The organism is Caulobacter sp. 05T431 (assembly GCF_056665975.1).
Genome location: NZ_JBFTKU010000018.1, coordinates 1 through 25,548, shown reverse-complemented (window position 1 = coordinate 25,548; position 25,548 = coordinate 1). Strand labels below are relative to the sequence as shown.

Sequence of the window (25,548 nt, the reverse complement as noted above, 5' to 3'; positions counted from 1 at the left end):
CGAATGCCGGGACCCAGATCCTAAAGCTGGGTGCTGATTGGAAGAGCTCAGCGCCCGTGGGGGCAGCCTCAAAGCCATTCCATCTGGGGCCCGGCATTCGCCGGGATGAGCGGTTCGAGGATTAGAACAGATACCGCAGCGCGGTCTGCACCACGGTCTGGGTCTGCCGGGGCGTCTCGCCCAGGCGGACCCGTTCGGGCCGGTCGCTGTCGATGCGCAGCCCCTCGAACACCAGGTGGACATCCGGCCGCACGTCCCAGCGATAGGCGACCAGCGCCGCCCAGCCGTGCTCGGCGTTGTTGTCGACCGCCTTGTTGGTGCGGTCGGTGGTGGAGAACTGGTCGACGCGGCCGGTCAGCGACCCCGGGCCCAGGTCCCGCGTCGCCGAGACATAGGCCGACTGGAAGCCGACGTCGGTCCACAGGCCCTTGGCGTTGGAATAGCCCATCAGGGTCTCGCCCTGCATGGCCTGGGCCCGCAGGTGAGTGGCCTCGTCCAGGTCCCAGCGGGCGCCCAGGTTGAAGAACCGGGTCTCCCAGGACCATTCGCGCTTGTCGACGCTGGTGCGGTCGCCGTCGTTGTCATAGGCGAACAGGTCCAGCATCAGGCTCGGGCTGGGCCGCCATTCGAGGCGTCCGTAGACCCCGGCGCGGCCGTCGAGTTCACGCACGGGCGTGGTGTAGGCCGCCTGGCGCTTGGCCATGAACGGGCTGAGCGGGGGCAGKGGGAAGTCGCCGGTGGCGCTGGACTTCAGGTCGTGCAGCGCCCAGCCGCGGAAGGTCAGCAGGGTGCCGGCGGTGTCGCCGTGGGTGAACACGCCCACCGTCGCGGCCAGCTTCTGGCCGGCGATCGCGCCCCGCGCCGTGGCCTCGATCCCGACCACCTTGGTTTCCTCGGCCACCCAGCTGTTGATCGCCGACGGGGTGATGGTGTCAGGCACGGACCACTCCAGCCCGTCGTGCTCCAGCGAGATCGGCGGGTACATCAGGCCGGCGCGGCCGCTGAAGCGGACGCCTCCGGCGATGTCGCCGCGATAGATCAGATAGGCCTCGCCCGCATCGACCACGCGATCCTGGTGCTGCTGGCCTTGGGCGATGATCACCGCGCCCAGCTGCGAGGACAGGCGGGGATTCCAGACGATCGAGGCTTCGCCCAGCTCCAGCCCGGCGTTGTCGCCGAACCGGCCCTTGCCCAGGCCGCCGTCGATCCACGTGGTCTCGCCGCCGGCCGCGCCCAGGCGCAGGTCGATCAGGCCCGACACGGTCGCCCGCGAAAACAGGTCGACCTCGGCGCGCGCCTCTGTGGCGGCCGCCAGGCCGATAGCCGCGCTGATGATCGCGACGAGTCTCTTCAAGGCCGCCATCCCCCGATGCCGGAGGCAGCCTAGGCCGACGCGTGCTGAACTTGCGTTAAACGCTCCGCGGTCAGAGCAGTGCGTCGCGCATCGCCGCGTAGAAGCCGGCCTGGTCGATCTTCTTGATGATCCGCGCGTTCGGCGGCCGGCGCTTCAGCGCGGGATCGGCCAGTTCGATGTCGGGCAGGATGGCGTGCGACACGCTCAGATAGCCCCGCGTCAGCTCGCCCAGGGTCTCGACGTCGACGACCGCCATCTCCGACTCCAGGATCAGGCCCTCGTCCAGGGCCACGGCGCAGGTCAGGGCGTCGGGATGCAGGCTGCCGTCCAGCCCTTGGGTCTCCTGGGCGAAGGCCAGGGAGGTGCGGTTGACCTGTGTGAAGAACGCCGAGCGCGGCGTGCCCAGGGCCTCCAGCGCCGCCAGTTGCTCCAGGCTCAGCAGGCCATCGCGCAGGGTCTCGGTCCAGGTGACGATGCTGGTGGGAAAGCCGGCGTTGATCACGATCTTGGCGGCCTCGGGATCGACGTAGAGATTGTACTCGGCCGCCGGGGTGACGTTGCCGACGCCGTTGTCGGTCCCGCCCATGATCCACAGGTGCTTGACGGCCTGGGCGATGCGCGGCTCGCGCAGATAGGCCAGGGCGATGTTGGTCAGGGCCGCCTGGGCGATCAGGGTGATCTCGCCGGGCGCCGCCATCACCCGCCGCACGATCTCGTCGGCGGCGTGGCCGGGGGAGGGACGCTGGACGGCCCGGGGCAGGTCGCTGTCGCTCATGCCGTCGGCGCCGAACACATAGGCCGCGTCCAGCGGCGCGCGGGTGAACGGCCGCTGGGCGCCCAGATAGACGGGGACCTCGCCGCCGCGCCCGCAGGCCTCCAGGGTGGCCAGGGCGTTCTCGGCGTGCTGCTCGAAGCCGACATTGCCGTGGGCGATGGTGATGGCCTCAACGCTCACCCCGGGACGGCGCAGGGCCAGCATCAGGGAGAAGGCGTCGTCGCCGGCGGTGTCGGTGTCGATGATCAGGCGCATGGCCGCGATCTGCGCCGATCCGCGCGGCAAATCCACCGGAAATGCGGGGTGCGGCCTGTCCGCACAGGCTCCGCGACAAAAAGCTCGCAATCGAACAAGGGCCTCTTGCGCATGAGAACAAAAGTGGAATATAGAACAAACAAGCAACGACCGCAGAGGTGTCCCCATGGTCCGTATCGCGCGTGAGTCTTTGGCGCTTGTATCTGTCGCCAGCTTCGTCTGGATGATGTGCTCGGTCRCCCATCTGGTGGCCTGAGTCGTGTAACGAGGTGCGATGATGTCGGACAGTGAAGGTCAGGGTTTCGTCCACCTTCGCGTGCGTTCGGCCTATTCGCTGCTGGAAGGGGCTATCAAGGCCGACAAGATCCCGGGCATGGCCGCCAAGGAGGGCATGCCCGCCGCGGGGCTGACCGACCGGGCCAATCTGTTCGGGGCCCTGGAATTCTCCGTCTACTGCAAGGACTACGGCGTCCAGCCGATCATCGGCTGCGCTCTGCCGGTCTCGGGCGTCGGGGCCGGTCCCACCGAGCGCTGGGCTCGCGTGCCCACGATCACCCTGCTGGTCCAGAACGAGCAGGGCTATCTGAACCTCTCCGAGCTCTCGTCGCTGGCCTATATGGAAAGCGCCGAGCTGCCCGAGCCGCAGGTGCCCTGGAAGAAGGTCGTCGAGCTCAACGAGGGCCTGATCCTGCTGTCGGGTGGGTCCGACGGCCCGGTCGACGCCCTGTTCGCCGCTGGCAAGACCGGCGAGGGCGAGGCGGCCTTGGCCGAGATGCAGCGGGTGTTCGGCGATCGCTTCTATGTCGAGCTCCAGCGTCACGGCCTGACGCGCCAGGCCGCCGCCGAGCCGGGCCTGGTCCACTGGGCCTATGAGAACGACGCGCCGCTGGTGGCCACCAACGACGCCTATTTCGCCAAGCCCGAGACCTACGAGGCGCATGACGCCCTGCTGTGCATCTCCGACGGCGCCTTCGTCGGCCAGGACGAGCGTCGGCGGGTCACGCCCGAGCACTGGTTCAAGCCGGCGGCCGACATGCGCAAGCTGTTCGCCGACCTGCCGGAAGCCTGCGACAACACCCTCGACATCGCCCGCCGCTGCGCCTTCATGGTGCACAAGCGCGACCCGATCCTGCCCAGCTTCCCCACCGGCGACGGCCGCAGCGAGCCCGAGGAACTGACCCACCAGGCCGAGGAAGGCCTGCGCAAGCGCCTGGCCGCGCTGCCCGAACTGGCCGCGCCCGAGGAGGAGTACTGGGAACGGCTGAAGTTCGAGCTGGGCATCATCATCAAGATGGGCTTCCCCGGCTACTTCCTGATCGTGTCCGACTTCATCAAGTGGGGTAAGGAGCACGACATCCCGGTGGGACCGGGACGGGGCTCGGGCGCCGGATCTCTGGTGGCCTGGGTGCTGACCATCACCGACCTCGATCCGCTGCGCTTTGGCCTGCTGTTCGAGCGCTTCCTCAATCCCGAACGGGTCTCCATGCCCGACTTCGACGTCGACTTCTGCCAGGAGCGGCGCGAAGAGGTGATCTCCTACGTGCAGGAGAAGTATGGTCGCGACCGCGTGGCCCAGATCATCACCTTCGGCAGCTTGCAGGCCCGCGCCGTGCTGCGCGACGTCGGGCGGGTGATGCAGCTGCCCCTGGGCCTGGTGGACCGTCTTTGCAAGATGGTGCCCAACAACCCGGCCGCGCCGGTCACCCTGGCCCAGGCCATCGACATCGAGCCGCGCCTGAAGCAGGCCCGCGACGAGGACGCCAACGTCAAGGCCTGCCTGGACGTCGCCCTGCAGCTGGAAGGCCTGTTCCGCAACGCCTCGACCCACGCCGCCGGGGTGGTGATCGGCGACCGGCCCCTGACCCAGCTGACCCCGCTCTATCAGGACCCGCGCTCGGACCTTCCGGCCACCCAGTTCAACATGAAGTGGGTCGAAAGCGCCGGCCTGGTGAAGTTCGACTTCCTGGGCCTGAAGACCCTGACCGTGCTGGACCGCGCGGTGAAGCACCTGCGCAAGCGCGGCGAGATCGTCGACCTGGGCCAGCTGCCGTTCGACGACACCAAGACCTACGAACTCCTCGCCTCGGGCCAGACGGTCGGCGTGTTCCAGCTGGAAAGCCAGGGCATGCGCGACACCCTGCGCAAGATGCGCTGCGGCTCGATCGAGGAGATCACCGCGCTGATCTCGCTGTACCGCCCGGGTCCGATGGACAACATCGACACGTTCGTGGACTGCAAGTTCGGCCGTAAGCCCGTCGACAACCTGCACCCTTCGCTGGAGAAGGTGCTCAAGGAGACCTACGGCGTCATCGTCTACCAGGAACAGGTGATGCAGATCGCCCAGATCCTGGCGGGCTACAGCCTGGGCGAAGCCGACCTGCTGCGCCGGGCCATGGGCAAGAAGAAGAAGGAGGAAATGGATCTCCAGAAGATCCGTTTCGTCGCCGGGGCCAAGGATAAGGGCGTTCCGGAAGAGCAGTCGGGCTCGATCTTCGAACTGGTGGCCAAGTTCGCCGGCTACGGCTTCAACAAGTCGCACGCCGCCGCCTACGCCCTGATCTCGTATCAAACGGCCTGGCTGAAGGCCAATACGCCGGTCGAGTTCCTGGCCGCCTCGATGAGCCTGGACTTGTCGAACACCGACAAGCTGGCGGTCTTCCACCAGGACGCCCGACGGTTCGACATCACCGTGCGGCCGCCCAACGTCAACCGGTCCGGCGCCGACTTCGAGGTCGAGAACGGCGAGGTGCTCTACGCCCTGGGCGCCGTGCGCAACGTCGGCCTGGAGGCCATGAAGCATCTGGTCGCCGTCCGCGAGGAGGGTGGGCCCTTCCGCGACATCTTCGATTTCGTCGAGCGGGTCGATCCCAAGCTGGTCAACAAGCGGGCGATCGAGAACCTGGCGCGGGCCGGGGCCTTCGACTGCTTCGACAAGAACCGCGCCCAGATCTTCGCCTCGGCCGACGTGCTGATCGCCCACGGCCAGAGCATCGCCGCCGACCGGGCCGGCGGGCAGGGCGCGCTGTTCGGCGGCGGCACGGGCCGTCCGCGCCTGAAGAAGACCGAGCCCTGGACCCAGGTCGACCTGCTGGACGAGGAGCTGGCCGCCGTCGGCTTCTACCTGACCGGCCACCCGCTGGACGACATGGTGGGCGTGCTGCGCCGCCGCCGCACCCACATGCTGACCGAGGTGATCCCGCGGGCCGAGGCCGGCATGGAGGCCTTCCGCATGTGCGGCGTGGTCCGCCGCCGCCAGGAGCGCGCCTCGCAGAGCGGCGATCGGTTCGCCTTCGTCTCGCTGTCGGACCCCAGCGGCGAGTACGAGGTGCTGTTCCCGCCGGAGTCCCTGCGCAAGTGCCGCGACGTGCTGGAGCCGGGCAAGGCGGTGTCGATCAAGGTCCGGGCCAAGGCCCGCGACGGCGAGGTGCGGTTCTTCGGCGACGACGCCGAGCCGATCGAGAAGGCCATCGAGAACATGGTGGCCGGCCTGCGCCTGCACCTGTCGCCGACCGCCACCGAGATCGAGGCCCTGAAGAAGCGCCTGGAGCCGGCCCTGTCGCAGCGCGGCGGCGAGGTCAGCGTGGTCGCCGCCCTGGGTGGCGGTCGCGAGATCGAGATGAAGCTGCCCGGTCGCTACACCCTGGACGCGGCCCTGCGCGGCGCCCTGAAGACCGCGCCGGGCGTGGCGCTGCTGGAGGATGTCTAGGGGACCGCTCCCCGGCTTGGGCGCGGCGGCCTTTCAGCCGGCGCCGGGACAATCCGGTGGGGAGGGGGCGTATCGCGTTTTCATTCCGATGAGGGGCAACGACCGGGCCCGGGCTATCGGGCGCGTTCGCAAGAGACCAGGCTAGGCGGCTTTCCCCTTGGCCCGCAGCGACAGGCAGTAGCCAAGCGTCACCGCGATGCCCGTGAGGACCGCCGCGGTCCCGCCCCAGACCGCCGTCGGGATCGGGGCGAAGGCCCACAGGCCGGCATAGATCAGGCCGCTCAGCACCAGGGACCAGGCCGCCACCCGCCGGGCCTTGCGGGCCTGGGCGCTGGGGACGAAGGTCTTGGGCATGCGGTTGCCGTACCAGGCGATCATCAGCCCGTTGGCGCCGACCACCCGCGTGACCATCTCGCCGTCGATATAGCCCAGCTTGCGCGCCACGGTCGCGGCCAGCGCCAGAACGAGGAGGCCGACGCCCCAGGCGAGGCTGCCGACCAGTTCCTTCTTCGCCTCGGTCATCGCGCGATCTCCTTGTCGAGCTTCGGCTCCGGCGCTTCCGCGTCTAGGCCGAACGATTGGACGAAACCCAGCAGCGCTTCTTCGAGCACCGAGAGCTTCAGGTGATAGAGGACCGACTTGCCGGCCTTCTCGGCGTGCACCAGGTCGGCCTCCTTCAGCACCGCGAAGTGCGCCGACATCGTCGGCTTGGAGACGTCGAACTGGTCGGCGAGCTCGCCGGCGCTCATCGGCCCCTTGCGCAGCAGATGCAGCACGCGCCGCCGGGTCGGATCGGAAAGGGCCCTGAAGACGTGGTTCATGATACGACAATTAGCTAAACATCGAAATGAGTCAAGACGGATCGTGCGAGCCGCGCGCACGGCGTCACGATACTGACGATGGCGATCTCGCCACGATGTCGGGATCGCTCCGCGCCGAACGTCTTCAAGGACGCCGAGACGGCGCGAAGCAACAGGGAGAAGATCATGGCCAGACACGAAGGCGGCTGTCAGTGCGGGCGGGTGCGGTATGCGGTTGAGGTCGAGCTGGACGGCCTGATCACCTGCAACTGCTCGCGTTGCGGCAAACTGGGCTCGGTGCTGGCCTTCGCGCCCGCGGCGGCCTTCGAGCTGAAGCAGGGCGAGGACGCCCTGACCGAGTACCGCTTCAACACCCACAAGATCTCGCACCTGTTCTGCGAGACCTGCGGCATCCAGTCGTTCGGGCGCGGCGTCGGGCCGGACGGGTCCGAGATCGCGGCGATCAACGTCCGCTGCCTGGACGATGTCGACGTCTTCGCCCTGAAGCCGCATCCGTTCGACGGCAAGTCGATGTAGGAGCGGCGGCCGCGCCGGGCCCCTTACCAGGCCTCGGCGCGGCAGTTGGGCAGGCGGGCGCGGCTGAGGCGGCGACGGGCGGCCTTGCCGCAGCCGACGATCATCGGCGCGTCGGCCCCGCGCAGCAGCGGCAGGTCGTCCAGGCTGTCGGTGTAGGCGTAGGCCCAGCGCTTGCCGTGGCCGGCCTCGGCCAGGGCCTGGCACTTGCGCTGGTTGCGGCAGTGGACGTCGGCCACCCAGCCGCCGGCCCGGCGCTTGAGCGAGGTGCCCAGCACCACGATGGGCCGGTCCAGCGGGTCGATCAGGGCCTGGGCCAGCACGGTGGGGGCGGCGGTGACCACCACCACCTCGTCGCCGTGGGCCAGGTGCTCGTCCAGGGTCGCCATGCCCGGCCCGCGCCAGCGCAAAGGCAGGGCCTTGTCCTGGAAGCGTCCGGCGAAGTCGGCGCAGGATTCGCGCAGCTTGCGCTCGCTGAGGCCCGCCGTGGCGATCCACAGCAGGATCGAGGCGCCGGCCCGGCGCGTGCGCGGCGCGACGACCATCGGAATGGCCACCGGGGCGACCAGCAGGGTGGCCAGAAGTCGCGGAACGGAGCGGCGAACCCGGCCCCACAGCCACAGCGCCGTGGAATCGCCGTCCAACAAGGTGCCGTCGAGATCGAAGACCGCGAGCATGGCCCTTCCTACTGTCCGAACCTGTCAGGCATGTGTCACGCCTGTGGGGAGACTGTGTCAGCCTGTGGATAAAACGCGCCGGAAGCGCGTTTGGCTTCGGACGAGGGACGGGGAGCGGCGGGCGCGAAATCGCCTCCGAAAGCGGCCGGCGAGGGCAGGTTTCCGCGTCATCCCGCGTCTTGGGGGCTTGCTTTCTGGCCCGTTCACGCCTATTTGCGCGGCCATTCCACACGTGGACGTGCGGCGACGCCGGGGAGACATCCCGTCGTTACCGTTCCGGTCCCGGTCCGAATCGTTCGGAGCGGGGGTGTCCACGGAGGTTCAACCGGAAGAAGGAGACCTATCATGGCGCTTCCCGAATTCTCCATGCGTCAGCTCTTGGAAGCTGGCGCCCACTTCGGCCACCAGACGCACCGCTGGAACCCGAAGATGGACCGCTACATCTTTGGTTCGCGTTCGAACATCCACATCATCGACCTGTCGCAGTCGATCCCGCTCCTGCACCAAGCCCTGGTGAAGGTGCGTGAGGTCGCCGCCGCCGGCGGTCGCGTGCTGTTCGTCGGCACCAAGCGCCAGGCCAGCGACCCGGTCGCCACGGCCGCCAAGCGCTGCGCCCAGTACTACGTCAACCACCGCTGGCTCGGCGGCACCCTGACCAACTGGCGCACCGTCTCGGGCTCGATCTCGCGTCTGCGCGAGCTGGAAGGCGTCCTGGCCGGCGAAGGTCAAGGCCGTTCCAAGAAGGAACTGCTGCAGCTGACCCGCGAGCGCGACAAGCTGGAACTGTCGCTGGGCGGCATCAAGGACATGGGCGGCATCCCCGACATCATGTTCGTGATCGACACCAACAAGGAAGCGATCGCGATCCTGGAAGCCCGCAAGCTGAACATCCCGGTCGTCGCCATCCTCGACACCAACTGCGATCCGGACGGCATCACCTATCCGATCCCGGGTAACGACGACGCCGCCCGCGCCCTGCAGCTGTACTGCGACCTGATCGCCGACGCCGTCCTGGACGGCCTGGCCGCCGGCCAAGCCGCCTCGGGCGTCGACCTGGGCGCTTCGGTGGCCCCGGTTGAGCCGACCCTGGCTCGCGAGCTGACCCCGGAGCCGGTGGCTGAAGCCGCCGCCGCCCCGGAAGCCGCTCAAGAAGCGACCGCCGAGGCGATCGAAGCCGTCGCCGAAGAGCCGGCCGCGAGCTGATTTTCCGACCACCGCGTCGGGACTTCGGTTCCGACGCGGTCGTTGTGACCCTGTCATGCGACCGAGCTATCAAGCTCGGTCGCTAAACGTTTGAATCTGGAGGATTTCATGGCTGAGATCACGGCAGCGCTGGTGAAAGAACTGCGCGAAAAGTCCGGCGTCGGCATGATGGACTGCAAGAAGGCCCTGCAAGAAAACGGCGGCGACATCGACGCCTCCATCGACTGGCTGCGCGCCAAGGGCCTGTCCAAGGCCGCCAAGAAGGCCGACCGCGTCGCGGCTGAAGGCCTGGTCGGCATCGCCGTCCGCAACGACGGCGCCGGCATGACCGCCGCCGCGGTTGAAGTGAACGCCGAAACCGACTTCCTGGGCCGTAACGACCTGTTCCAGAACGCCGTCCGCAAGATCGCGGCCGTCGGCCTGGACAACGACGGCGTGGACGCCATCAACGCGGCCAAGACCGCCGACGGCGACGTCGTGTCGGAAGTGCTGACCAACCTGATCGCCACCATCGGCGAGAACATGGTCCTGCGCCGCTCGGCCAAGTTCGCCGTCTCGCAAGGCGCGGTGTCGTCGTACATCCACAACGCGACCGCTCCGGACCTGGGCCGCATCGGCGTGCTCGTGGCCATCGAAGGCGCCGGCGACCAGGCCAAGATCCTGGAGCTGGGCCGCAAGATCGCCATGCACGTGGCGGCGACCGCCCCGCTGTCGCTGTCGTCGGACGACCTGGACCAGGCCGCCATCGAGAAAGAGCGCCAGATCTTCACCGAGCAGGCGCTGGAGTCGGGCAAGCCCGCCGCCGTCGTCGAGAAGATGGTCGAAGGCCGCATCCGCAAGTTCCTGGAAGAAGTCGTGCTGCTGAAGCAGGCCTTCGTCATGAACCCGGACCAGACCGTCGAGCAGCTGGTCGCCGAGACCGGCAAGGAACTGGGCTCGCCGCTCACCGTGAAGGGCTTCGTCCGCCTGGCCCTGGGTGAAGGCGTGGAGAAGGCTCCGGAAGGCGATTTCGCCGCCGAAGTCGCCGCCATGGCCGGCCAAGCCTAAGCCTGTTTCGCCGCCTTTCGGGGCGGCGGACTGGACCGCCTATGAAAAGGCGCGGCGCGCATAGAGCGCGCGCCGCGCCTTTTTTTGCGCCCGGGTCGCGCTTCTGCACGCGATCTGGCCGGTATCAGCCCGGAAAACCGATCCCACTTTTCCGGAACGCGCACTATGTTGCGTCCCGACGACTCAGGAAGAGCCTCCGCATGTCCGAACCTCAGCACAGACCCTATCGCCGCGTGCTTCTGAAGGTTTCGGGCGAGGTGCTGATGGGCGACACGCCCTACGGCATCGACACCAAGACCGTCGAATCGGTGGCCGAGGACATCCGCGAGATCGTCCAGTCCGGCGTCGAGCTGTGCCTGGTGATCGGCGGCGGCAACATCTTCCGCGGMATGGCCGGCGCGGCCAAGGGCATGGAACGCTCCAGCGCCGACTACATGGGCATGCTGGCCACGGTGATGAACGCCCTGGCCATGCAGGACGCCCTGGAGCGCATCGGCGTCTCCACCCGCGTGCAGTCGGCCATCCMGATGGCCACGGTCTGCGAGCCCTACATCCGTCGCCGGGCCCAGCGTCACCTGGAAAAGGGCCGGGTGGTGATCTTCGCCGCCGGCACCGGAAACCCGTTCTTCACCACCGACACCGCCGCCGCCCTGCGCGCCGCCGAGATGCAGTGCGACGCCCTGTTCAAGGGCACCAGCGTCGACGGCATCTACAGCGCCGACCCCAAGAAGGATCCGGCCGCCAAGCGCTACGACACGCTCAGCTACATGGACGTCCTGGCCAAGGACCTGCGGGTCATGGACGCCTCGGCCGTGGCGCTGATGCGCGACAACGACATCCCCATCGTGGTCTTCTCCATCAAGGGACGCGGCAACCTGCTGAACGTCCTGAAGGGGCAGGGAACGCACACCGTCGTTTCCGGCGACCGCGCCGCTTAATTTCCCAGCGAAGAGAGCCCAAGCCATGGCCACCGCCGAAAAACCCGTCCTGTCCCGCTACAAGGACCGCATGGACAAGTCCATCGTCGCCCTGAAGTCGGAGTTCGCGTCCCTGCGTACCGGGCGCGCCTCCGCCAGCCTGCTCGATCAGGTCATGGTCGAAGCCTACGGCTCGACCACGCCGCTGAGCGCGGTGGCCTCGATCAGCGTGCCCGAGCCGCGCCAGATCAACGTCAACGTCTGGGACAAGGGCGTCGTTGTCTCGGTCGAAAAGGCGATCCGCAACTCGGGCCTGGGTTTCAACCCGGTGGTCGAGGGCCAGAACCTGCGCATTCCGATCCCGCCGCTGACCGAAGAGCGCCGCAAGGAATTGGTGAAGATCGCCGGCAAGGCCGCCGAGGGGCAGAAGATCGCGGTGCGCAACATCCGCCGCGACGCCAACGACGACCTGAAGAAGGCCGAGAAGGCTTCCGTCATCAGCGAAGATGAGCTGAAGAAGATGGAGACCGAGGTCCAGAAGTTGACCGACGCGGCCATCAAGCAGGTCGACGAGGCCTTGAAAACCAAAGAACAAGAGATCATGCAGGTTTAGCATCGACCTGCGTTGTGGGGGGCGATGAGGGAAGGCTGAAGCGCATGGCGCCGACGACCGGCCTGCAGAATGTCTCGACGCGCGCCGGGGGCGCCAAGTCGGGTCAGTCTCTGCATGTGGCCATCATCATGGACGGCAACGGCCGTTGGGCGAAGCGGCGCAACCTGCCGCGCGTCCTGGGCCATCGCGCCGGCGTCAACGCCCTGAAGCGGACCGTCGAAGGCGCCGCCGCCCTGGGCGTGGGCGTGATGACGGTGTTMGGCTTCTCCACCGAGAACTGGAGCCGTCCGCCTCAGGAGGTGTCGGAGCTGATGGGCCTGCTGAAGGCCTATCTGGAGTCCGACATCGATCGCCTGGCGCGCGAAGGCGTGAAGGTGCGGATCATCGGTCGCCGCACCGGCCTGGCGGCCGACGTCCTGGCCGTGATCGACCGGGCCGAGAGCCGCACGGCCCACAACAACAACTTCCTGCTGCAGGTGGCGTTCAACTACGGCGGCCGGGCCGACATCGCCGACGCCGCGCGCGCCTTCGCCCTGGCCGTGGAGCGCGGCGAGGCCCGGGCCGAGGACCTGGACGAGGCTCTGTTCGAGCGGCACCTGTCCACCGCCGGCGCCCCGGCCCCGGACCTCATCGTGCGCACCAGCGGCGAGCAACGGATCTCGAATTTCCTGCTTTGGGAGTGCGCCTACGCCGAACTCGTGTATCAGGACGTTCTTTGGCCGGACTATGGGCCCGAACACCTGGCCGCCGCGTTGACGGAATATCGCAGCCGCGACCGTCGCTATGGAGGTATCGCCGTCGATGACGTCGCCGTCGCCGGCTAAACGTTTCAACTGGAGCAACCTGCGGATCCGTGTCGCCTCGGCCACGGTGCTGGTGCCCACGGTCGTGGCCGCCGTGTGGTTCGGGAACGTCTGGTTCCTGGCCCTGATCCTGGTCGGCGTGGCGCTGCTGGCGCGCGAATGGGCCGAGATGAGCGCCCGGCGCTCGGCGCTGGGCGTGGCGGTGGCCATCGGCTCGGCGGTGGCGATCTCGGTGATCGTCGCCTTCCTCGGCCACTACTACATCACCTGGCCCGTGGTGATCGCCGGGGCCCTGGCCGCGGCCCTGATGGCGCGCGGGGCGCTGGAGCGCCGGGCCGACGCGGCCTATGGCGTGATCTACATCGCCCCGGCGGTCATCGCGATGATCTGGCTGCGCCGCATGGACGCCGGCCTCAGCTGGACCCTGCTGCTGTTCACGGTCACCTGGTTCGCCGACATCTTCGCCTACGTCACCGGCAGCCTCCTGAAGGGCCCCAAGCTCTGGCCGCGCTATTCGCCCAACAAGACCTGGTCGGGCTTCTTCGGCGGGCTGGTCGCCGCGTCGCTGGGCGCGATCGGCATCGTGGCCCTGTCCCAAGCGCTGCCGGCCTTGCCRGACCTGCACCTGGCCTGGCCCGTGGCGGCCGTGACCGGCCTGCTGGGCGGCCTGGCCACCATGGCGGGCGACCTTTGGGAATCGATGCTCAAGCGCCGGTTCGGCGTGAAGGATTCGGGCGACCTGATCCCCGGCCACGGCGGCATGCTGGACCGCGTCGACGGCCTGATGTTCGCGGCGATCGTGGTCGCCGCCGCCCGGCTGCTGGACCAGTGGGGATGGCTGCCTTGACCTCCCATCACCAAGCCGCGGCCCGTAAGGTCGTGGTGCTGGGCTCCACGGGCTCGATCGGCGTGTCGACCCTGGACCTGTTCGAGCAGGCCGGCGTCGCCGTCGAGATCCTGGCCCTGACGGCCGGCCGCAATGTCGCCAAGCTGGCCGAGCAGGCCCTGCGCTGGAAGCCCCAGGTGGCGGTCATCGACGACGAGACCGGCCTGCCGGAACTGCGCGAACGCCTGGCCGGATCGGGCGTGCGCGCCGCCGCCGGCGCGGCCGCCGTCTCCGAGGCCGCCGCCATGGGCGCGGACTGGGTGATGTCGGCCATCGTCGGCGCGGCGGGCCTGGCCCCGACCCTGGCCGCCGCCCGCACCGGCGCCGTCATCGCCCTGGCCAACAAGGAGAGCCTGGTCTGCGCCGGTCCGGCCCTGCTGGCCATCGCCCGCGCGGCCGGCGGCTCGGTGATTCCCGTCGATTCCGAGCACTCGGCGATCTTCCAGGTGCTGCAGCGCGATTGTATCGACCAGGTATCGCGCCTGATCCTGACGGCCTCCGGCGGACCCTTCCGGACCTGGGGCAAGGCCGCCATGGCCAAGGCCACGCCGGAGCAGGCGGTGGCCCATCCCAACTGGTCGATGGGCGCCAAGATTTCGGTCGATTCCGCGACGATGATGAACAAGGGCCTCGAGATGATCGAGGCGTCGTACCTGTTCGAGACCCCGCAAGAGCGCATCGACGTCGTGATCCATCCGCAGTCCGTGATCCACAGCCTCGTCGAGTACGCCGACGGCTCGACCCTGGCCCAGCTGGGCCCGCCGGACATGCGCAGCCCGATCTCCTGCGCCTTCTCCTGGCCCCAGCGCCTGTCCTGGCCCGCCAAGCCCCTGGACCTGGCCGCCTACGCCCAGCTGACCTTCGAGGCGCCGGACCTGGACCGCTTCCCGTCGATCGCCATCGCCCGCGAGGCCCTGCGCCTGGGCGGCGGCGCACCCGCCGCGATGAACGCCGCCAACGAGGTGGCCGTCGCGGCCTTCCTTGACCGCCGGATAGGCTTTCTGGATATTGCCGGCGCGGTGGCGGGGACTCTTGAGCGCATGAACGGCCTAGGCGAACTCGCCGACAGCACGGGCGACGCCCTCGACAGCGCGATGATGACCGACGCTTCGGCCCGCCGCATTGCGGCCGAGGTTGTCGGCCAGAAGCGTATCTAGAGACGGATCGGGGAGTTAGGCGCCACCTTATGAGCGGTATTCTGTTAGGCCTCGTCGCGTTCGTGTTCGTGCTGTCCGTGGTCGTGACAGTGCACGAGCTCGGCCACTTCCTGGCCGCGCGGGCCTGCGGCGTGGCGATCGACTGCTTCTCGATCGGCTTCGGCCGCGCGATCGTCTCGTGGCGCGACAAGACCGGCGTCGAGTGGCGCATCGCCTGGATCCCGCTGGGCGGCTATGTGCGCTTCGCGGGCGACGACAACGCCGCCAGCGTGCCCGACAACAACGACCTGGCCGTCCTCAAGGCCGAGATCGCCCAGCGCGAAGGCGCCGAGGCCGTCTCCCGCTACTACCATTTCAAGCCGGTCTGGCAGCGCGCGTTCATCGCTGTGGCCGGGCCGATGGCGAACTTCGTGTTGGCGATCGCCGTGTTCGCCGTGCTCCTGGCGACCCTGGGCGAATACCGCCGTCCGGCGACGGTGGATCGGCTCCCGGCGGGCAGCGCCGCCGCCGTGGCCGGCTTCAAGCCCGGCGACCTGATCGTCCGGGCCGACGGGCGCAAGATCAAGAACTTCGAGGACGTCGGCCGCTACGTGATCCTGCGCTCGGGCATGCCGATCGACTTCACGGTCAAGCGCGGCGACCAGACCCTGCACATCACGGCCACCCCGACCCAGGTCGAGGTCGTCGACAAGATCAACGGCCGCGCCAAGGTCGGCCGCCTGGGCATCGAGAACGTCAGCCGCTCCTATCACTACCGTTCGCCGGTCTGGCGGGCGATTCCCGACGCCGCGGTCGAGGTGTGGGACCAGGTCAGCACCATCGGCTTCTATCTGGGGCGTCTGGTGACCGGCCAGATCTCGGCCGACCAGATCAGCGGCGTGATCGGCATCGGCCACGCCGTGGGCGCCGTGGCCCAGGCGTCCACCGCCAACGCGCCCGACATCCCGACCATGCTGCTGGGCCTGCTGGTCGGCCAGATGGTGATGGTGGCGACGTTGTCGGTCAGCATCGGCTTCATGAACCTGCTGCCCATCCCCGTCCTCGATGGCGGCCACCTGCTGATGTACGCCTACGAAGCGATCGCCCGCCGGCCGCTGCAGGCCAAGTTCCAGGCGGCCAGCTTCAGAGCGGGGCTTGCCTTGATCCTCGGTTTCATGCTGTTCGCGGCGTGGAACGACCTTCACCGCTACGACGTGTTCAAATTCATTGGCGGCCTGTTCTCGTGACCTGTTCTCGCGAACCCGGCCGTCCGTCCATGATTGGTCCCATGAGCAAAATCCGCGCCCATAGCGCCGCGTTCGCCACCGGCGTTGCGCTCCTCCTCGGTTCCACGGCGCTGACCGCGCCGCAGGCCGCCTTCGCCCAGGCCCAGCAGACGGGCGTGGTCCAGCGCATCGTGGTGCAGGGCAACGAGCGGATCGAGCAGGGGACCGTGCTGTCCTACCTGCCCATCCAGCCGGGCGAGACGGTCGATCCCCAGCGCCTCGACCTGGCGCTGAAGACCCTGGCGCGCACCGACCTGTTCGCCGACGTGAAGATCGAGCTGCAAGGCGGCGATCTGATCGTCAAGGTCGTCGAGAACCCGATCATCAACCAGGTGGTCTTTGAGGGGAACTCGGCGCTCAAGGAAGACAAGCTGAAGGACGAGGTCCAGATTCGTCCGCGCGGCATCTTCACCCGCGCCAAGGTGCAGGCCGACGTCCAGCGCATCATCGAACTGTACCGCCGCTCGGGCCGCATCTCGGCCACGGTGACGCCGAAGGTGGTCGAGCTGCCGCAGAAGCGCGTCGACCTGGTGTTCGAGATCAACGAAGGCCCCAAGAGCGGCGTCCTGGGCGTCAACTTCCTGGGCAACCAGGAGTTCTCGGACAACGACCTGAAGGACGTCATCGTCACCAAGGAGTCGCACTGGTACAAGTTCCTGACCAGCAACGACAACTACGACCCCGACCGGATCGAATACGACCGCGAGCAGCTGCGTAAGTTCTATCGCAACCGCGGCTACTTCGACTTCCGCGTGGTGGCGACCGTCGCCGAACTGGCCACCGACAAGAACGGCTTCGCGGTCACCTACACGATCGACGAAGGTCCCAAGTACAAGTTCGGCAAGATCACGGTCGAGACCGAGCTGAAGAAGCTGAACGGCGACCTGCTGGCCCAGATCCTGCCGGTCCGCACGGGCCAGCTGTACGAAGACGACAAGATCGAGCAGGCCACCGACGCCCTGACCTTCGCGGCGGGCGCGGCCGGCTTCGCCTTCGTGGACGTGCGCCCGCGCTACGTGCCCAACCACGAGACCAACACCGTGGACGTGGTGTTCTCGGTGCGGGAAGGCCCGCGCGTCTACGTCGACCGCATCGACATCGTCGGCAACACCCGCACGCTGGACTATGTGGTCCGCCGCGAGCTGGAGGTCGCCGAGGGCGACGCCTACAACCGCGTCTTGGTCGACCGCTCCAAGAACAACGTCCGCGCCCTGGGCTTCTTCAAGGACGTCAACATCGAGGAAGTGCCGGGCGCCCAGCCCGACCGCACGACCCTGCGCGTCAAGACCGAGGAGCAGCCGACGGGCGAACTGTCGTTCAGCGCCGGCTACAGCTCGGTCGACAAGCTGGTGCTGGACGTCGGCATCACCGAGCGGAACTTCCGCGGCCGCGGCCAGAACCTACGGGCCCGCGTCTCGGTCGGTTCGCTGCGCCAGCAGATCGACTTCGGCTTCACCGAGCCGCGCTTCCTGGGCCGCGACCTGCGCGCCGGCGTGGACCTCTACTCGTACCGCTACGACCTGAGCGACTACGCCGCCTACGACACCCAGTCGACCGGCGGCACGCTGCGCCTGGGCTTCCCGCTGACCCAGAACGCCTCGATGAGCCTGCGCTACCAGCTCCGTCAGGACAAGGTGAGCGTGGAGGACAGCCTCTGCGCCAGCGGTTCGGTGTCCGACATCCTCTGCCTGCAGCGCGGTTCGTACATCACCTCGCTGTTCGGCTACGGCATGCGGATCGACAAGCGGAACGATCCGATCCAGCCGACCCGCGGCTGGTTCGCCGACCTGAGCCAGGACCTGGCCGGCTTCGGCGGCGACGTGAAGTACCTGAAGACCGAGACCGACGGCGGTTGGTACTGGGGCTTCAACAAGGACTTCATCTTCAGCGCCACCGGTTCGGCGGGCTATATCGAAGGTTGGGGCGGCGACAACATCCGCATCAACGACCGCTTCTACAAGGGCGGTTCGACCTTCCGCGGCTTCGAGATCGCGGGTATCGGCCCGCGCGACACGACGACGCAGAGCAGCGCCCTGGGCGCCAAGCTGTATGCGATCGGCACGTTCGAATTGACGGTTCCGACCTTCCTGCCCGAACAGTACGGCATCAAGGCCGCGGTGTTCTCCGACTTCGGTACGGCGGGCCAGCTGGACGACATCGATCGTCTGAACGCGGACGGCACCATCAACCAGAACATCAAGGACGGCCTGGGCCTTCGCGCCTCGGCGGGCCTGAGCATCGACTGGAAGTCGCCCATGGGCCCCATCCGGTTCGATTTCAGCCACATTCTCGCTAAAGAAGACTACGACAGAACCGAAACCTTCCGGTTCTCCACCTCCACAAGGTTCTAACCAACATGACCTCCAAGTTCCTCGCCGCGACCGTCTCGGGTCTGGCCGCTCTCGCCACGGCGTCGGGCGCTTTCGCTCAAGCCGCGCCGCCCGCCGCTCCGGCCGCCCCGCCGGTGACCCACGGCGCCCCGATCRCCGGCGTCTGCATCTTCTCGAGCCAGCGCGCCGTGGCGACCTCGCAGGTCGGCAAGGCCGTGGACGCGCGCCTGAAGACCATCATCGCCCAGGTCAACGCCGAACTGACGGCCGAGCGCACCGCCCTGGAAAACGACGGCAAGGCCCTGGACGCCAAGAAGGCCACCCTGGACCAGAGCGCCCTGGAGCAACAGGCCGCCGCCCTGCAAGTGCGCGGCAACGCCTGGCAGCGTAAGGGCCAGCTGCGCCAGCGCGAAGTCGAGGCCACCGAGCAGAAGCAACTGGCCCGCGTCTATCAGGAACTGGACCCGGCCATCCGCCAGGCCTATCAAGCCAAGAGCTGCGCGATCCTGATCGAGCGGGAATCGGTCCTGCTGGGCAATCCGGCCATGGACATCACCGACTCCGTCGTGGCGGCGGTCGACGCCCGCATCAAGACCCTGACCTTCGATCGCGAACGTCTGGACCAAGCGGCCGCGGGGGCTCAAGCTCTCCAGCCGACGACTCCCAAGAAGTAGTCGAGTCGGCCTGGGCGTGTCGCCCGGGCCGCTCCCGAGAGGACCGATGCCGGACCCGCGCTTTTTCGAAGACCTGGGTCCGGCGACCCTCACGGAACTGGCCAGCCTGAGCGGTGCTCGGCTGGCCGATCCCGCCCACGGGACCCATCTGGTCTCGCACGTCGCCCCGCTGGAAAGCGCCGACGCCGGGTCCGTCACCTTCCTGTCCGATCCCAAGCGCCTGGCCGACCTGGCCGGCCTGAAGGGCGCGGCCTGTTTCCTAAAGCCCGAACACGCGGCCCAGGCTCCGGCCGGCGGCTTTCTGCTGCTGACCAGCCATCCGCAAGCCGCGTGGGCCGCCGCCGCCCAGCGGCTGCATGCGCCCCGGCGCCACGACGGTTCGCAACACGTCCATCCCGACAGCGAACTGGAGGACGGCGTCGTCCTGTCGCCGGGCGTCGTCGTGGGGCAGGGCGCCAGGATCGGCCGCAACACCTATCTGGCGCCCGGCGTGGTGATCGGGCCGGGCGTGGCCGTGGGCCGCGACTGCCGGATCGGCGCCAACGCCGTGATCGGCTTCGCCCTGGTCGGCGACCGGGTGTCGATCCACGCCGGGGCGGTGATCGGCGAGGCGGGATTCGGCGCGGCGGGCGGCCCCAAGGKCGTCGTCGACCTGCCGCAGCTGGGCCGGGTGATCCTGCAGGACGGCGTGACGATCGGGGCCAACAGCACCGTGGACCGGGGCGCGTTCGGCGATACGACGATCGGCGAGAACACCAAGATCGACAATCTCGTCCATGTCGCCCACAACGTCCGGCTCGGTCGCAACTGCGTCGCCGCCGCCTTCACGGGCATTTCCGGCAGCACGACGGTGGGCGACGGAGTCGCGTTCGGCGGCAAGGCCGGCGTGGCCGATCATCTGACGGTCGGCGCGGGCGCCCAGATCGGCGCCGCGGCGTCGGTCTTCAAGGACGTGCCGGCCGGCGAAACATGGACTGGGTTTCCMGCGCGACCGCTCAAGCGGTGGCTTCGGGAGACCGCATGGCTGTCGCGCAAGGCGGGCGGCCGGGAACCAAGGGGCTAGAATGAGCCGATCCAAGACCACCGAGCCCGCTGAGGTTTCGTCCATCGACATCGCCGAGATCCTGAACCGGATCCCGCACCGCTATCCGTTCCTGCTGGTGGATCGCGCCGAGGACTATCGCCCGCACCAGTCGATCGTCGGCATCAAGTGCGTGACGATCAACGAGCCGTTCTTCCAGGGCCACTTCCCGGGCAATCCGGTGATGCCCGGCGTGCTGATCATCGAGGCCCTGGCCCAGACGGGCGCGGTGCTGATGAGCAAGTCGCTCGAGGTCGACACCKAGGGCAAGACGATCTTCTTCATGTCGGTCGACAACGCCCGCTTCCGCAATCCCGTGCGCCCCGGCGACGTGATCCGCATGGAAGTCGAGGTGCTGCGCGCCCGTTCCAGCATCTTCAAGTTCAAGGGCGTGGCCAAGGTGGGCGACAAGGTCGCGGCCGAGGTCGAGTTCGCGGCCATGGTGGTGGAGACTCCCAAGGCATGACCCAGGTCCATCCGTCCGCCATCGTCGATCCCGCCGCCAAGCTGGCGGACGACGTCGTCATCGGGCCGTTCTGCATCGTCGGACCGGACGTGACCCTGGGCGCGCGGGTGCGCCTGCTGTCGCACGTGGTGGTCGACGGCGTCACCACCATCGGCGAGGACACCGAGGTCCACGCCTTCTCGTCCCTGGGCGGCCCGCCCCAGCACCTGGGCTACAAGGGCGAGCGCACCGAGCTGCTCATCGGCCCGCGCAACATCATCCGCGAGCAGGTGACGATGAACACCGGCACGGCCTCGGGCCGTGGCGTGACCACCATCGGCGCGGACGGCTTCTTCATGGCCGAGGCGCACGTGGCCCACGACTGTATCGTCGGCGACAACGTGGTCCTGGCCAAGGGCGCGACCCTGGGCGGCCATGTCGACGTCGGCAACTTCGTGTTCGTGGGCGGCCTGGCGGCCATCCACCAGTTCTCGCGCGTCGGCCGCTACAGCTTCATCGGCGGCCTGGCCGCAGTGACCAAGGACGTCATCCCCTACGGCTCGGTGTGGGGCAACCACGCCCACCTGGAGGGGCTGAACCTGGTGGGCCTCAAGCGCCGGGGCTTCAGCCGCGAGGCGATCAACGCCCTGCGCGCCGCCTACCGCCTGCTGTTCGCCGACGAAGGCACCTTCCAGGAGCGCCTGGACGACGTGGCCGAGGCCCACGCCGGCACGCCGGAGGTGATGGAGATCGTCGAGTTCATCCGCGCCGACGGCAATCGGCCGCTGTGCCTGCCGGAACGCGAGGTCTAGGGAGGGGCCATGCGCAAGCTTGGTCTGATCGCCGGGGGCGGCTCGCTGCCGGTGGAACTGGCGGCCCACTGCGAGGCGGMCGGCCGGCCGTTCGCGGTGATGCGCCTCAAATCGTTCGCCTTGCCGGTCCTGGCCCAGTATCCGGGCGTCGAGGTCGGGCTGGGCGAGTTCGGCAAGGCGTTCAAGGCGCTGCGCGAGGAGGGCTGCGAGGCCGTCTGTTTCGCGGGCGTCGTCGATCGTCCCGACTTCGCGACCCTCAAGCCCGACCTGCGCGGCCTGGCGGTGATCMCGGGCCTGGTCAACGCCGCCCGCAAGGGCGACGACGCCCTGCTGCGCCGCGTGCTGGCCGAGTTCGAGAAGGAAGGCTTCGTCATCGAGGGCGCCCACGAGGTGCGCGGCGAGATGACCCTGCCGCGCGGCCCGCTGGGCAAGCACACGCCCAAGGAGGGCCACGTCGCCGACATGGACCGCGCCCTGGACGTGGCGCGCGCCATCGGGGCGCTGGACGTGGGGCAGGGCGCCGTGGTCTGCGACGGCCTGGTCCTGGCCGTCGAGGCCCAGGAGGGCACCGACGCCATGCTGCGCCGGGTCGCCGACCTGCCCCAGGCCGTCCGCGGCAATCCCGAGGCTCCGCGCGGCGTGCTGGCCAAGGCGCCCAAGCCGATCCAGGAGACCAAGGTCGACCTGCCCACCATCGGCGTGGCCACCGTCCAGCGCGCGGCCCGCGCCGGCTTGGCCGGCGTGGTCGGCGAGGCCGGACGCCTGCTGATCGTCGACCGCGAGCAGGTGATCGCCTGCGCCGACGACCTGGGCCTGTTCGTGTACGGGGTCGAGCCCCGCGCCGACGCATGAGCGCCGAAAGCCTCCCGCAGTCCGGACCGCTGACCGTGATGCTGGTGGCGGCCGAGGCCTCGGGCGACGCCCTGGGCGCCAAGCTGGCCCATGTGCTGCGCGACCGCCTCGGGAGCGACAAGGTCCGCTTCGTCGGCGTCGGCGGGGCCAAGATGGCGGCCGAGGGGGTGGAGAGCCCGTTCGACATCGCCCAGCTGTCGATCCTGGGCATCTTCGAGAGCCTGAAAGCCTATCCCCGCGCCATGGCGCGGCTGAAGGACACCCTGGCCCTGGCGGCCCGCGAGAAGCCCGACGTGGCGGTGCTGATCGACAGCTGGGGCTTCAACATCCGCCTGGCCAAGGCGCTGCGGAAGCAGGACCCCGGCCTGCCGCTGGTCAAGTACGTCGCGCCCCAGGTCTGGGCCTATCGCGCCGAGCGCGCCAAGGATCTGGCGACGGCGGTGGACCTGCTGCTGTCGATCCAGCCGATGGACAAGCCGTTCTTCGACGCGGTCGACCTTCCCAGCGTCTTCGTCGGCAATTCGGCCCTGGCCCACGATTTCAGCCACGCCGACCCGGCCCGGCTGCGCGCCGCGATCGGCGCGGGGCCCGGCGAACCCATCCTGCTGGTGCTGCCCGGCAGCCGCCCGTCCGAGATCCAGCGGGTCATGCCGCGCTTCGAGGACGCCGTGCAGCGCCTGAAGGCCCAGCGGCCCGACCTGCACGTGGTGGTGCCCGCCGCCTCGACCGTGGCCGACAGCGTCAAGGCCCGCGTCGCGGCCTGGCCGTTCCGGGCCCACGTGATCGAGGACGAGGCGCTGAAGGACGACGCCATGGTCGCCGGCACGGTCGCCCTGGCCTGCAGCGGCACGGTGACCACCGAGCTGGCCCTGGCCGGCTGTCCGGTGGTGGTCGGCTACGTGACCGGCGCGATCACCTACGGCCTGCTCAAGACGATGTTCAAGCCGCGCTGGGTGACCCTGTTCAACATCGCCGCCCAGGACACGGTCGCGCCCGAACTGCTGCAGGGCGACTGCACTGGCCAGGCCTTGGCCGCCGAGGTCGCCAGGCGTCTGGACGACCCGGCGCTGCGCGCGGCCCAGGTGGCCGCCCAGGACGCCGCCCTGGTCAAGATGGGGCGCGGCATGCCCGATCCCTCCGAAGCGGCCGCTTCGGCCCTCCTGGACTTCCTGAGGGCGCGTGGAAGGGCCGTCTAGGCCGTCGCCAGCGGTGGAGCCTCCCTTGCGCTCACCGCCCGCTCCAGGGCCGTGAACAGGGTCACCACGTCGATCGGCTTGGCCACGTGGTCGTCGAAGCCCTCGGCCAGCAGGGCGTCGACCTGGTGGCTCATGGCGTTGGCGGTCAGGGCGATGATCGGGGTCCGGGCGCGGCCCTCGGCGACCTCCAGGCGGCGGATCTCGTGGACGGCGGCGACGCCGTCCATCACCGGCATGTGCACGTCCATCAGCACCAGGTCCCAGCCGCCCTCGCGCCAGGCCTCGACGGCCTGGGCGCCGTTGGCGACCATCTGGGGCGCGATCCCGGCCTGGCCCAGGATCGCCTTGAGCACCAGCTGGTTGACGTGGTTGTCCTCGGCCGCCAGCACCCGCGGCGGCGCGCGCGGGGCGGTCTCGGGCGCGATCAGCAGCTTGGCCTCGGCGTCGGGCAGGGGACTCAGGCGGTCGGCCGGCAGTCGCACGGTGAAGGTCGAGCCGAAGTCGACGGCGCTGGACACGGCGATCTCGCCGCCCATCAGGACGCAGAGGTCGCGGCAGATGGCCAGGCCCAGGCCGGTGCCGCCGTGGCGACGGGTGCTGGAGGCGTCCAGCTGGCTGAACTTGCCGAACAGGCGGTCGATGTCGCGGGGCGCGACGCCGACGCCGGTGTCGGCCACGGCCAGCTCCAGCCACTCGCYGGTGACCCGCGCCGACAGGTCGATGGCCCCGGCGTTGGTGAACTTGGCGGCGTTGGACAGCAGGTTGCCGATCACCTGGCGCAGCCGCAGGGGATCGCCGCGATAGAGGCCCTGGGCCTCGGGCGCGATGCTCAGGGTGTAGGCCAGGCCCTTCTGCACGGCCAGGACCGAGAAGGCGTGGTGGCAGCCGGCCAGCAGCTCGGGCAGGTCGAAGGCCACGGCCTCGATCTCCAGGCGGCCGGCCTCGATCTTCGACAAGTCCAACACGTCGTTGAGGATGGCCGTCAGCCCCTCGCCGGACTTGCGGACGATCTCCAGCCGCTCGCGCTGCGCGTCGCTCATCTCCTCGGCCTGCATGACCTGGATCATGCCCAGCACGCCGTTCAGGGGCGTGCGGATCTCGTGGCTCATGGTGGCCAGGAAGGTGGTCTTGGCGGCGTTGGCGGCGGCGGCCTCGGCCTCCTTCTCGCGGGCGGCTGCCAGGGCCTGGACCAGGTCGCGCTGGGCGGCGGCGCGGTGCAGGGCGGCCAGCAGCACATAGGCCAGGAAGGCGACCGCGGCGACGAAGGCGACGATCGACTGGCCGCCGGTCTCGCCGACGGCGGGGCGGGCCAGGGCTAGGCTGGCGGTGAGCAGGACGGCCAGCAGCGAGGCCGCGCCGATGCGGCGCGAGATCGGGAATTCGGCGGTGCTGCTCAGGGCCACCGCGCCCAGCATGGCCGCGCCGGCCACGGCGGCGGACCGGCCGCCCTCGACCGCAAGGGCCAGCGGCAGCAGGCCGTAGACGGCGGTGTAGACGAAGGTGACGGCGGCGTAGAGCCACTCCTGGCCCGGGCCGGGCTCGGCCGTGCGGTCGATCCACAGGCCCATCAGCTGGTTGCCGGCCATGAACAGGGCGACGGCCGCCAGCCAGGCCAGCACCCAGCGCGGGTCGAGCCAGACGACGGACCCGGCGGCCGCCAGCAGCGTCATGGGCAGGATGGTCTTCAGGTCACGGCGCCGATGGGCCGTGATGTCCGTCCACGCCGGGTATGGGGCGGCTCGCGTCAAGCCCGAACTCCAGATTTCGGCGGCACTGTCGTCCGGCGGCGTTAGCAAAGCCTTTAAGAAGCGCTTCACGGCTCTCGGCTAGGTTGGAAACCTCGGCGACCCTCACGTCGCCGGCCGGAGACCTGGCGTGACGATCTTCTCGGTCGCCCCTCTGTCGTCCCTGACGCCGTCGAACCCCGTGAACCGGGCCGACCAGGCGGCCGATGCGCTCGCCCGTATCGCCGTGATCCAGACGGTCGAGACGCTGGGCGCCATGATCGACCAGTCCAATTCCCAGCCCCAGAGCGACCTGGCCAACCTGGCCAAGAACGCGGTGAGCGAGGGCGAGGCCAACCTGGCCCGGGTGGCCGAGGCCAAGGCCGTCGCCGCCGGCGCCGAGGTCCAGGCCGAGACGCCCGCCCGCGCCGTGGCCGCCGCC

Annotated in this window: 25 protein-coding genes; 19 read left to right on the top strand and 6 right to left on the bottom strand. The window is 69.0% G+C overall.

The window, feature by feature from the left end:
* Positions 1 to 121: 121 nt before the first annotated feature.
* A complete protein-coding gene (locus tag AC1U89_RS16650; protein ID WP_479900801.1) occupies positions 122 to 1,354 on the bottom strand; it encodes a hypothetical protein in 1,233 nt (410 codons plus the stop codon).
* Between the two features lie 70 nt (positions 1,355 to 1,424).
* Positions 1,425 to 2,384, bottom strand: a complete 960-nt coding sequence (locus AC1U89_RS16645) for a nucleoside hydrolase (RefSeq protein WP_479900800.1) — start codon at positions 2,382 to 2,384, stop codon at positions 1,425 to 1,427.
* A 166-nt stretch (positions 2,385 to 2,550) separates the two neighbouring features.
* Between AC1U89_RS16645 and sidA the strand changes: the two genes are divergently transcribed.
* Positions 2,551 to 2,640 carry a cell division inhibitor SidA gene (gene sidA / locus AC1U89_RS16640; protein ID WP_479900799.1) on the top strand — a complete coding sequence of 30 codons (90 nt, stop codon included), beginning with the start codon at positions 2,551 to 2,553 and terminating at the stop codon, positions 2,638 to 2,640.
* Positions 2,641 to 2,661: 21 nt separating this feature from the next.
* Positions 2,662 to 6,090: a DNA polymerase III subunit alpha gene (gene dnaE / locus AC1U89_RS16635; protein ID WP_479900798.1), complete on the top strand. Its 3,429-nt coding sequence runs from the start codon at positions 2,662 to 2,664 to the stop codon at positions 6,088 to 6,090.
* Between the two features lie 141 nt (positions 6,091 to 6,231).
* On the opposite strand, the gene AC1U89_RS16630 is transcribed toward dnaE, so the two are convergent.
* Positions 6,232 to 6,612, bottom strand: coding sequence for an ammonium transporter (locus tag AC1U89_RS16630; protein ID WP_479900797.1), 381 nt, complete (start codon positions 6,610 to 6,612; stop codon positions 6,232 to 6,234).
* Complete coding sequence (locus AC1U89_RS16625) at positions 6,609 to 6,911, bottom strand: autorepressor SdpR family transcription factor (RefSeq protein ID WP_479900796.1); 303 nt, start codon at positions 6,909 to 6,911, stop codon at positions 6,609 to 6,611. The genes AC1U89_RS16630 and AC1U89_RS16625 overlap by 4 nt, the downstream gene beginning before the upstream one ends.
* Before the next feature lie 165 nt (positions 6,912 to 7,076).
* Between AC1U89_RS16625 and AC1U89_RS16620 the strand changes: the two genes are divergently transcribed.
* Complete coding sequence (locus AC1U89_RS16620) at positions 7,077 to 7,427, top strand: GFA family protein (RefSeq protein WP_479900795.1); 351 nt, start codon at positions 7,077 to 7,079, stop codon at positions 7,425 to 7,427.
* Between the two features lie 23 nt (positions 7,428 to 7,450).
* On the opposite strand, the gene AC1U89_RS16615 is transcribed toward AC1U89_RS16620, so the two are convergent.
* Positions 7,451 to 8,101, bottom strand: a complete 651-nt coding sequence (locus AC1U89_RS16615) for a haloacid dehalogenase-like hydrolase (protein ID WP_479900794.1) — start codon at positions 8,099 to 8,101, stop codon at positions 7,451 to 7,453.
* 345 nt (positions 8,102 to 8,446) lie between these two features.
* On the opposite strand from AC1U89_RS16615, the gene rpsB reads away from it, so the two are divergent.
* The 15 genes from rpsB to lpxB all read left to right on the top strand — a co-directional run bounded on the left by rpsB (position 8,447) and on the right by lpxB (position 23,382).
* Complete coding sequence (gene rpsB / locus AC1U89_RS16610) at positions 8,447 to 9,304, top strand: 30S ribosomal protein S2 (protein ID WP_479900793.1); 858 nt, start codon at positions 8,447 to 8,449, stop codon at positions 9,302 to 9,304.
* Positions 9,305 to 9,412: 108 nt separating this feature from the next.
* Positions 9,413 to 10,351, top strand: a complete 939-nt coding sequence (gene tsf / locus AC1U89_RS16605) for a translation elongation factor Ts (protein WP_029913357.1) — start codon at positions 9,413 to 9,415, stop codon at positions 10,349 to 10,351.
* Between the two features lie 200 nt (positions 10,352 to 10,551).
* A complete protein-coding gene (gene pyrH / locus AC1U89_RS16600) occupies positions 10,552 to 11,289 on the top strand; it encodes a UMP kinase (RefSeq protein WP_479900792.1) in 738 nt (245 codons plus the stop codon).
* 25 nt (positions 11,290 to 11,314) lie between these two features.
* Positions 11,315 to 11,881 (top strand): ribosome recycling factor, encoded by a 567-nt coding sequence (gene frr, locus AC1U89_RS16595; protein ID WP_479900791.1) that lies wholly within the window; start codon positions 11,315 to 11,317, stop codon positions 11,879 to 11,881.
* A 44-nt stretch (positions 11,882 to 11,925) separates the two neighbouring features.
* Positions 11,926 to 12,705, top strand: coding sequence for a polyprenyl diphosphate synthase (gene uppS / locus AC1U89_RS16590; protein ID WP_479900790.1), 780 nt, complete (start codon positions 11,926 to 11,928; stop codon positions 12,703 to 12,705).
* Positions 12,683 to 13,531 (top strand): phosphatidate cytidylyltransferase, encoded by an 849-nt coding sequence (locus AC1U89_RS16585; protein WP_479900789.1) that lies wholly within the window; start codon positions 12,683 to 12,685, stop codon positions 13,529 to 13,531. The genes uppS and AC1U89_RS16585 overlap by 23 nt, the downstream gene beginning before the upstream one ends.
* On the top strand, positions 13,519 to 14,727 hold the full coding sequence (locus AC1U89_RS16580) for a 1-deoxy-D-xylulose-5-phosphate reductoisomerase (protein WP_479900788.1): 1,209 nt from the start codon (positions 13,519 to 13,521) through the stop codon (positions 14,725 to 14,727). Before AC1U89_RS16585 ends, AC1U89_RS16580 begins: the two co-directional genes overlap by 13 nt.
* Before the next feature lie 29 nt (positions 14,728 to 14,756).
* Positions 14,757 to 15,953, top strand: a complete 1,197-nt coding sequence (locus AC1U89_RS16575; RefSeq protein ID WP_479900787.1) for a M50 family metallopeptidase — start codon at positions 14,757 to 14,759, stop codon at positions 15,951 to 15,953.
* 29 nt (positions 15,954 to 15,982) lie between these two features.
* On the top strand, positions 15,983 to 18,343 hold the full coding sequence (bamA, locus tag AC1U89_RS16570; protein ID WP_479900786.1) for an outer membrane protein assembly factor BamA: 2,361 nt from the start codon (positions 15,983 to 15,985) through the stop codon (positions 18,341 to 18,343).
* Positions 18,344 to 18,348: 5 nt separating this feature from the next.
* Positions 18,349 to 18,996, top strand: coding sequence for an OmpH family outer membrane protein (locus AC1U89_RS16565; protein ID WP_479900785.1), 648 nt, complete (start codon positions 18,349 to 18,351; stop codon positions 18,994 to 18,996).
* Positions 18,997 to 19,042: 46 nt separating this feature from the next.
* Positions 19,043 to 20,059 (top strand): UDP-3-O-(3-hydroxymyristoyl)glucosamine N-acyltransferase, encoded by a 1,017-nt coding sequence (gene lpxD / locus AC1U89_RS16560; RefSeq protein WP_479900784.1) that lies wholly within the window; start codon positions 19,043 to 19,045, stop codon positions 20,057 to 20,059.
* A 1-nt stretch (position 20,060) separates the two neighbouring features.
* Entirely contained in the window at positions 20,061 to 20,543 is a 483-nt protein-coding gene (fabZ, locus tag AC1U89_RS16555; RefSeq protein WP_479900783.1) for a 3-hydroxyacyl-ACP dehydratase FabZ, read from the top strand.
* On the top strand, positions 20,540 to 21,334 hold the full coding sequence (gene lpxA / locus AC1U89_RS16550) for an acyl-ACP--UDP-N-acetylglucosamine O-acyltransferase (RefSeq protein ID WP_479900782.1): 795 nt from the start codon (positions 20,540 to 20,542) through the stop codon (positions 21,332 to 21,334). Before fabZ ends, lpxA begins: the two co-directional genes overlap by 4 nt.
* Positions 21,335 to 21,343: 9 nt before the next feature.
* Positions 21,344 to 22,186 carry a UDP-2,3-diacylglucosamine diphosphatase gene (lpxI, locus tag AC1U89_RS16545; protein WP_479900781.1) on the top strand — a complete coding sequence of 281 codons (843 nt, stop codon included), beginning with the start codon at positions 21,344 to 21,346 and terminating at the stop codon, positions 22,184 to 22,186.
* Positions 22,183 to 23,382, top strand: a complete 1,200-nt coding sequence (gene lpxB / locus AC1U89_RS16540) for a lipid-A-disaccharide synthase (RefSeq protein WP_479900780.1) — start codon at positions 22,183 to 22,185, stop codon at positions 23,380 to 23,382. The genes lpxI and lpxB overlap by 4 nt, the downstream gene beginning before the upstream one ends.
* Here lpxB and AC1U89_RS16535 read toward each other — a convergent pair.
* Positions 23,379 to 25,130, bottom strand: a complete 1,752-nt coding sequence (locus tag AC1U89_RS16535) for an ATP-binding protein (RefSeq protein ID WP_479900779.1) — start codon at positions 25,128 to 25,130, stop codon at positions 23,379 to 23,381. The genes lpxB and AC1U89_RS16535 overlap by 4 nt on opposite strands.
* Before the next feature lie 127 nt (positions 25,131 to 25,257).
* Between AC1U89_RS16535 and AC1U89_RS16530 the strand changes: the two genes are divergently transcribed.
* Positions 25,258 to 25,548: hypothetical protein (locus AC1U89_RS16530; protein WP_479900778.1), on the top strand; the 291-nt coding region annotated here is incomplete at its 3' end.

What these genes read in the sequence shown, in the direction of transcription:
- AC1U89_RS16630 (WP_479900797.1), bottom strand. Translation starts at nt 6,612, where the DNA reads ATGACCGAGGCGAAGAAGGAACTGGTCGGCAGCCTCGCCTGGGGCGTC.
- rpsB (WP_479900793.1), top strand. Translation starts at nt 8,447, where the DNA reads ATGGCGCTTCCCGAATTCTCCATGCGTCAGCTCTTGGAAGCTGGCGCC.
- AC1U89_RS16645 (WP_479900800.1), bottom strand. Translation starts at nt 2,384, where the DNA reads ATGCGCCTGATCATCGACACCGACACCGCCGGCGACGACGCCTTCTCC.
- lpxB (WP_479900780.1), top strand. Translation starts at nt 22,183, where the DNA reads ATGAGCGCCGAAAGCCTCCCGCAGTCCGGACCGCTGACCGTGATGCTG.
- dnaE (WP_479900798.1), top strand. Translation starts at nt 2,662, where the DNA reads ATGTCGGACAGTGAAGGTCAGGGTTTCGTCCACCTTCGCGTGCGTTCG.
- bamA (WP_479900786.1), top strand. Translation starts at nt 15,983, where the DNA reads ATGATTGGTCCCATGAGCAAAATCCGCGCCCATAGCGCCGCGTTCGCC.
- tsf (WP_029913357.1), top strand. Translation starts at nt 9,413, where the DNA reads ATGGCTGAGATCACGGCAGCGCTGGTGAAAGAACTGCGCGAAAAGTCC.
- AC1U89_RS16580 (WP_479900788.1), top strand. Translation starts at nt 13,519, where the DNA reads ATGGCTGCCTTGACCTCCCATCACCAAGCCGCGGCCCGTAAGGTCGTG.
- frr (WP_479900791.1), top strand. Translation starts at nt 11,315, where the DNA reads ATGGCCACCGCCGAAAAACCCGTCCTGTCCCGCTACAAGGACCGCATG.
- AC1U89_RS16620 (WP_479900795.1), top strand. Translation starts at nt 7,077, where the DNA reads ATGGCCAGACACGAAGGCGGCTGTCAGTGCGGGCGGGTGCGGTATGCG.
- AC1U89_RS16625 (WP_479900796.1), bottom strand. Translation starts at nt 6,911, where the DNA reads ATGAACCACGTCTTCAGGGCCCTTTCCGATCCGACCCGGCGGCGCGTG.
- lpxA (WP_479900782.1), top strand. Translation starts at nt 20,540, where the DNA reads ATGACCCAGGTCCATCCGTCCGCCATCGTCGATCCCGCCGCCAAGCTG.
- AC1U89_RS16615 (WP_479900794.1), bottom strand. Translation starts at nt 8,101, where the DNA reads ATGCTCGCGGTCTTCGATCTCGACGGCACCTTGTTGGACGGCGATTCC.
- AC1U89_RS16575 (WP_479900787.1), top strand. Translation starts at nt 14,757, where the DNA reads ATGAGCGGTATTCTGTTAGGCCTCGTCGCGTTCGTGTTCGTGCTGTCC.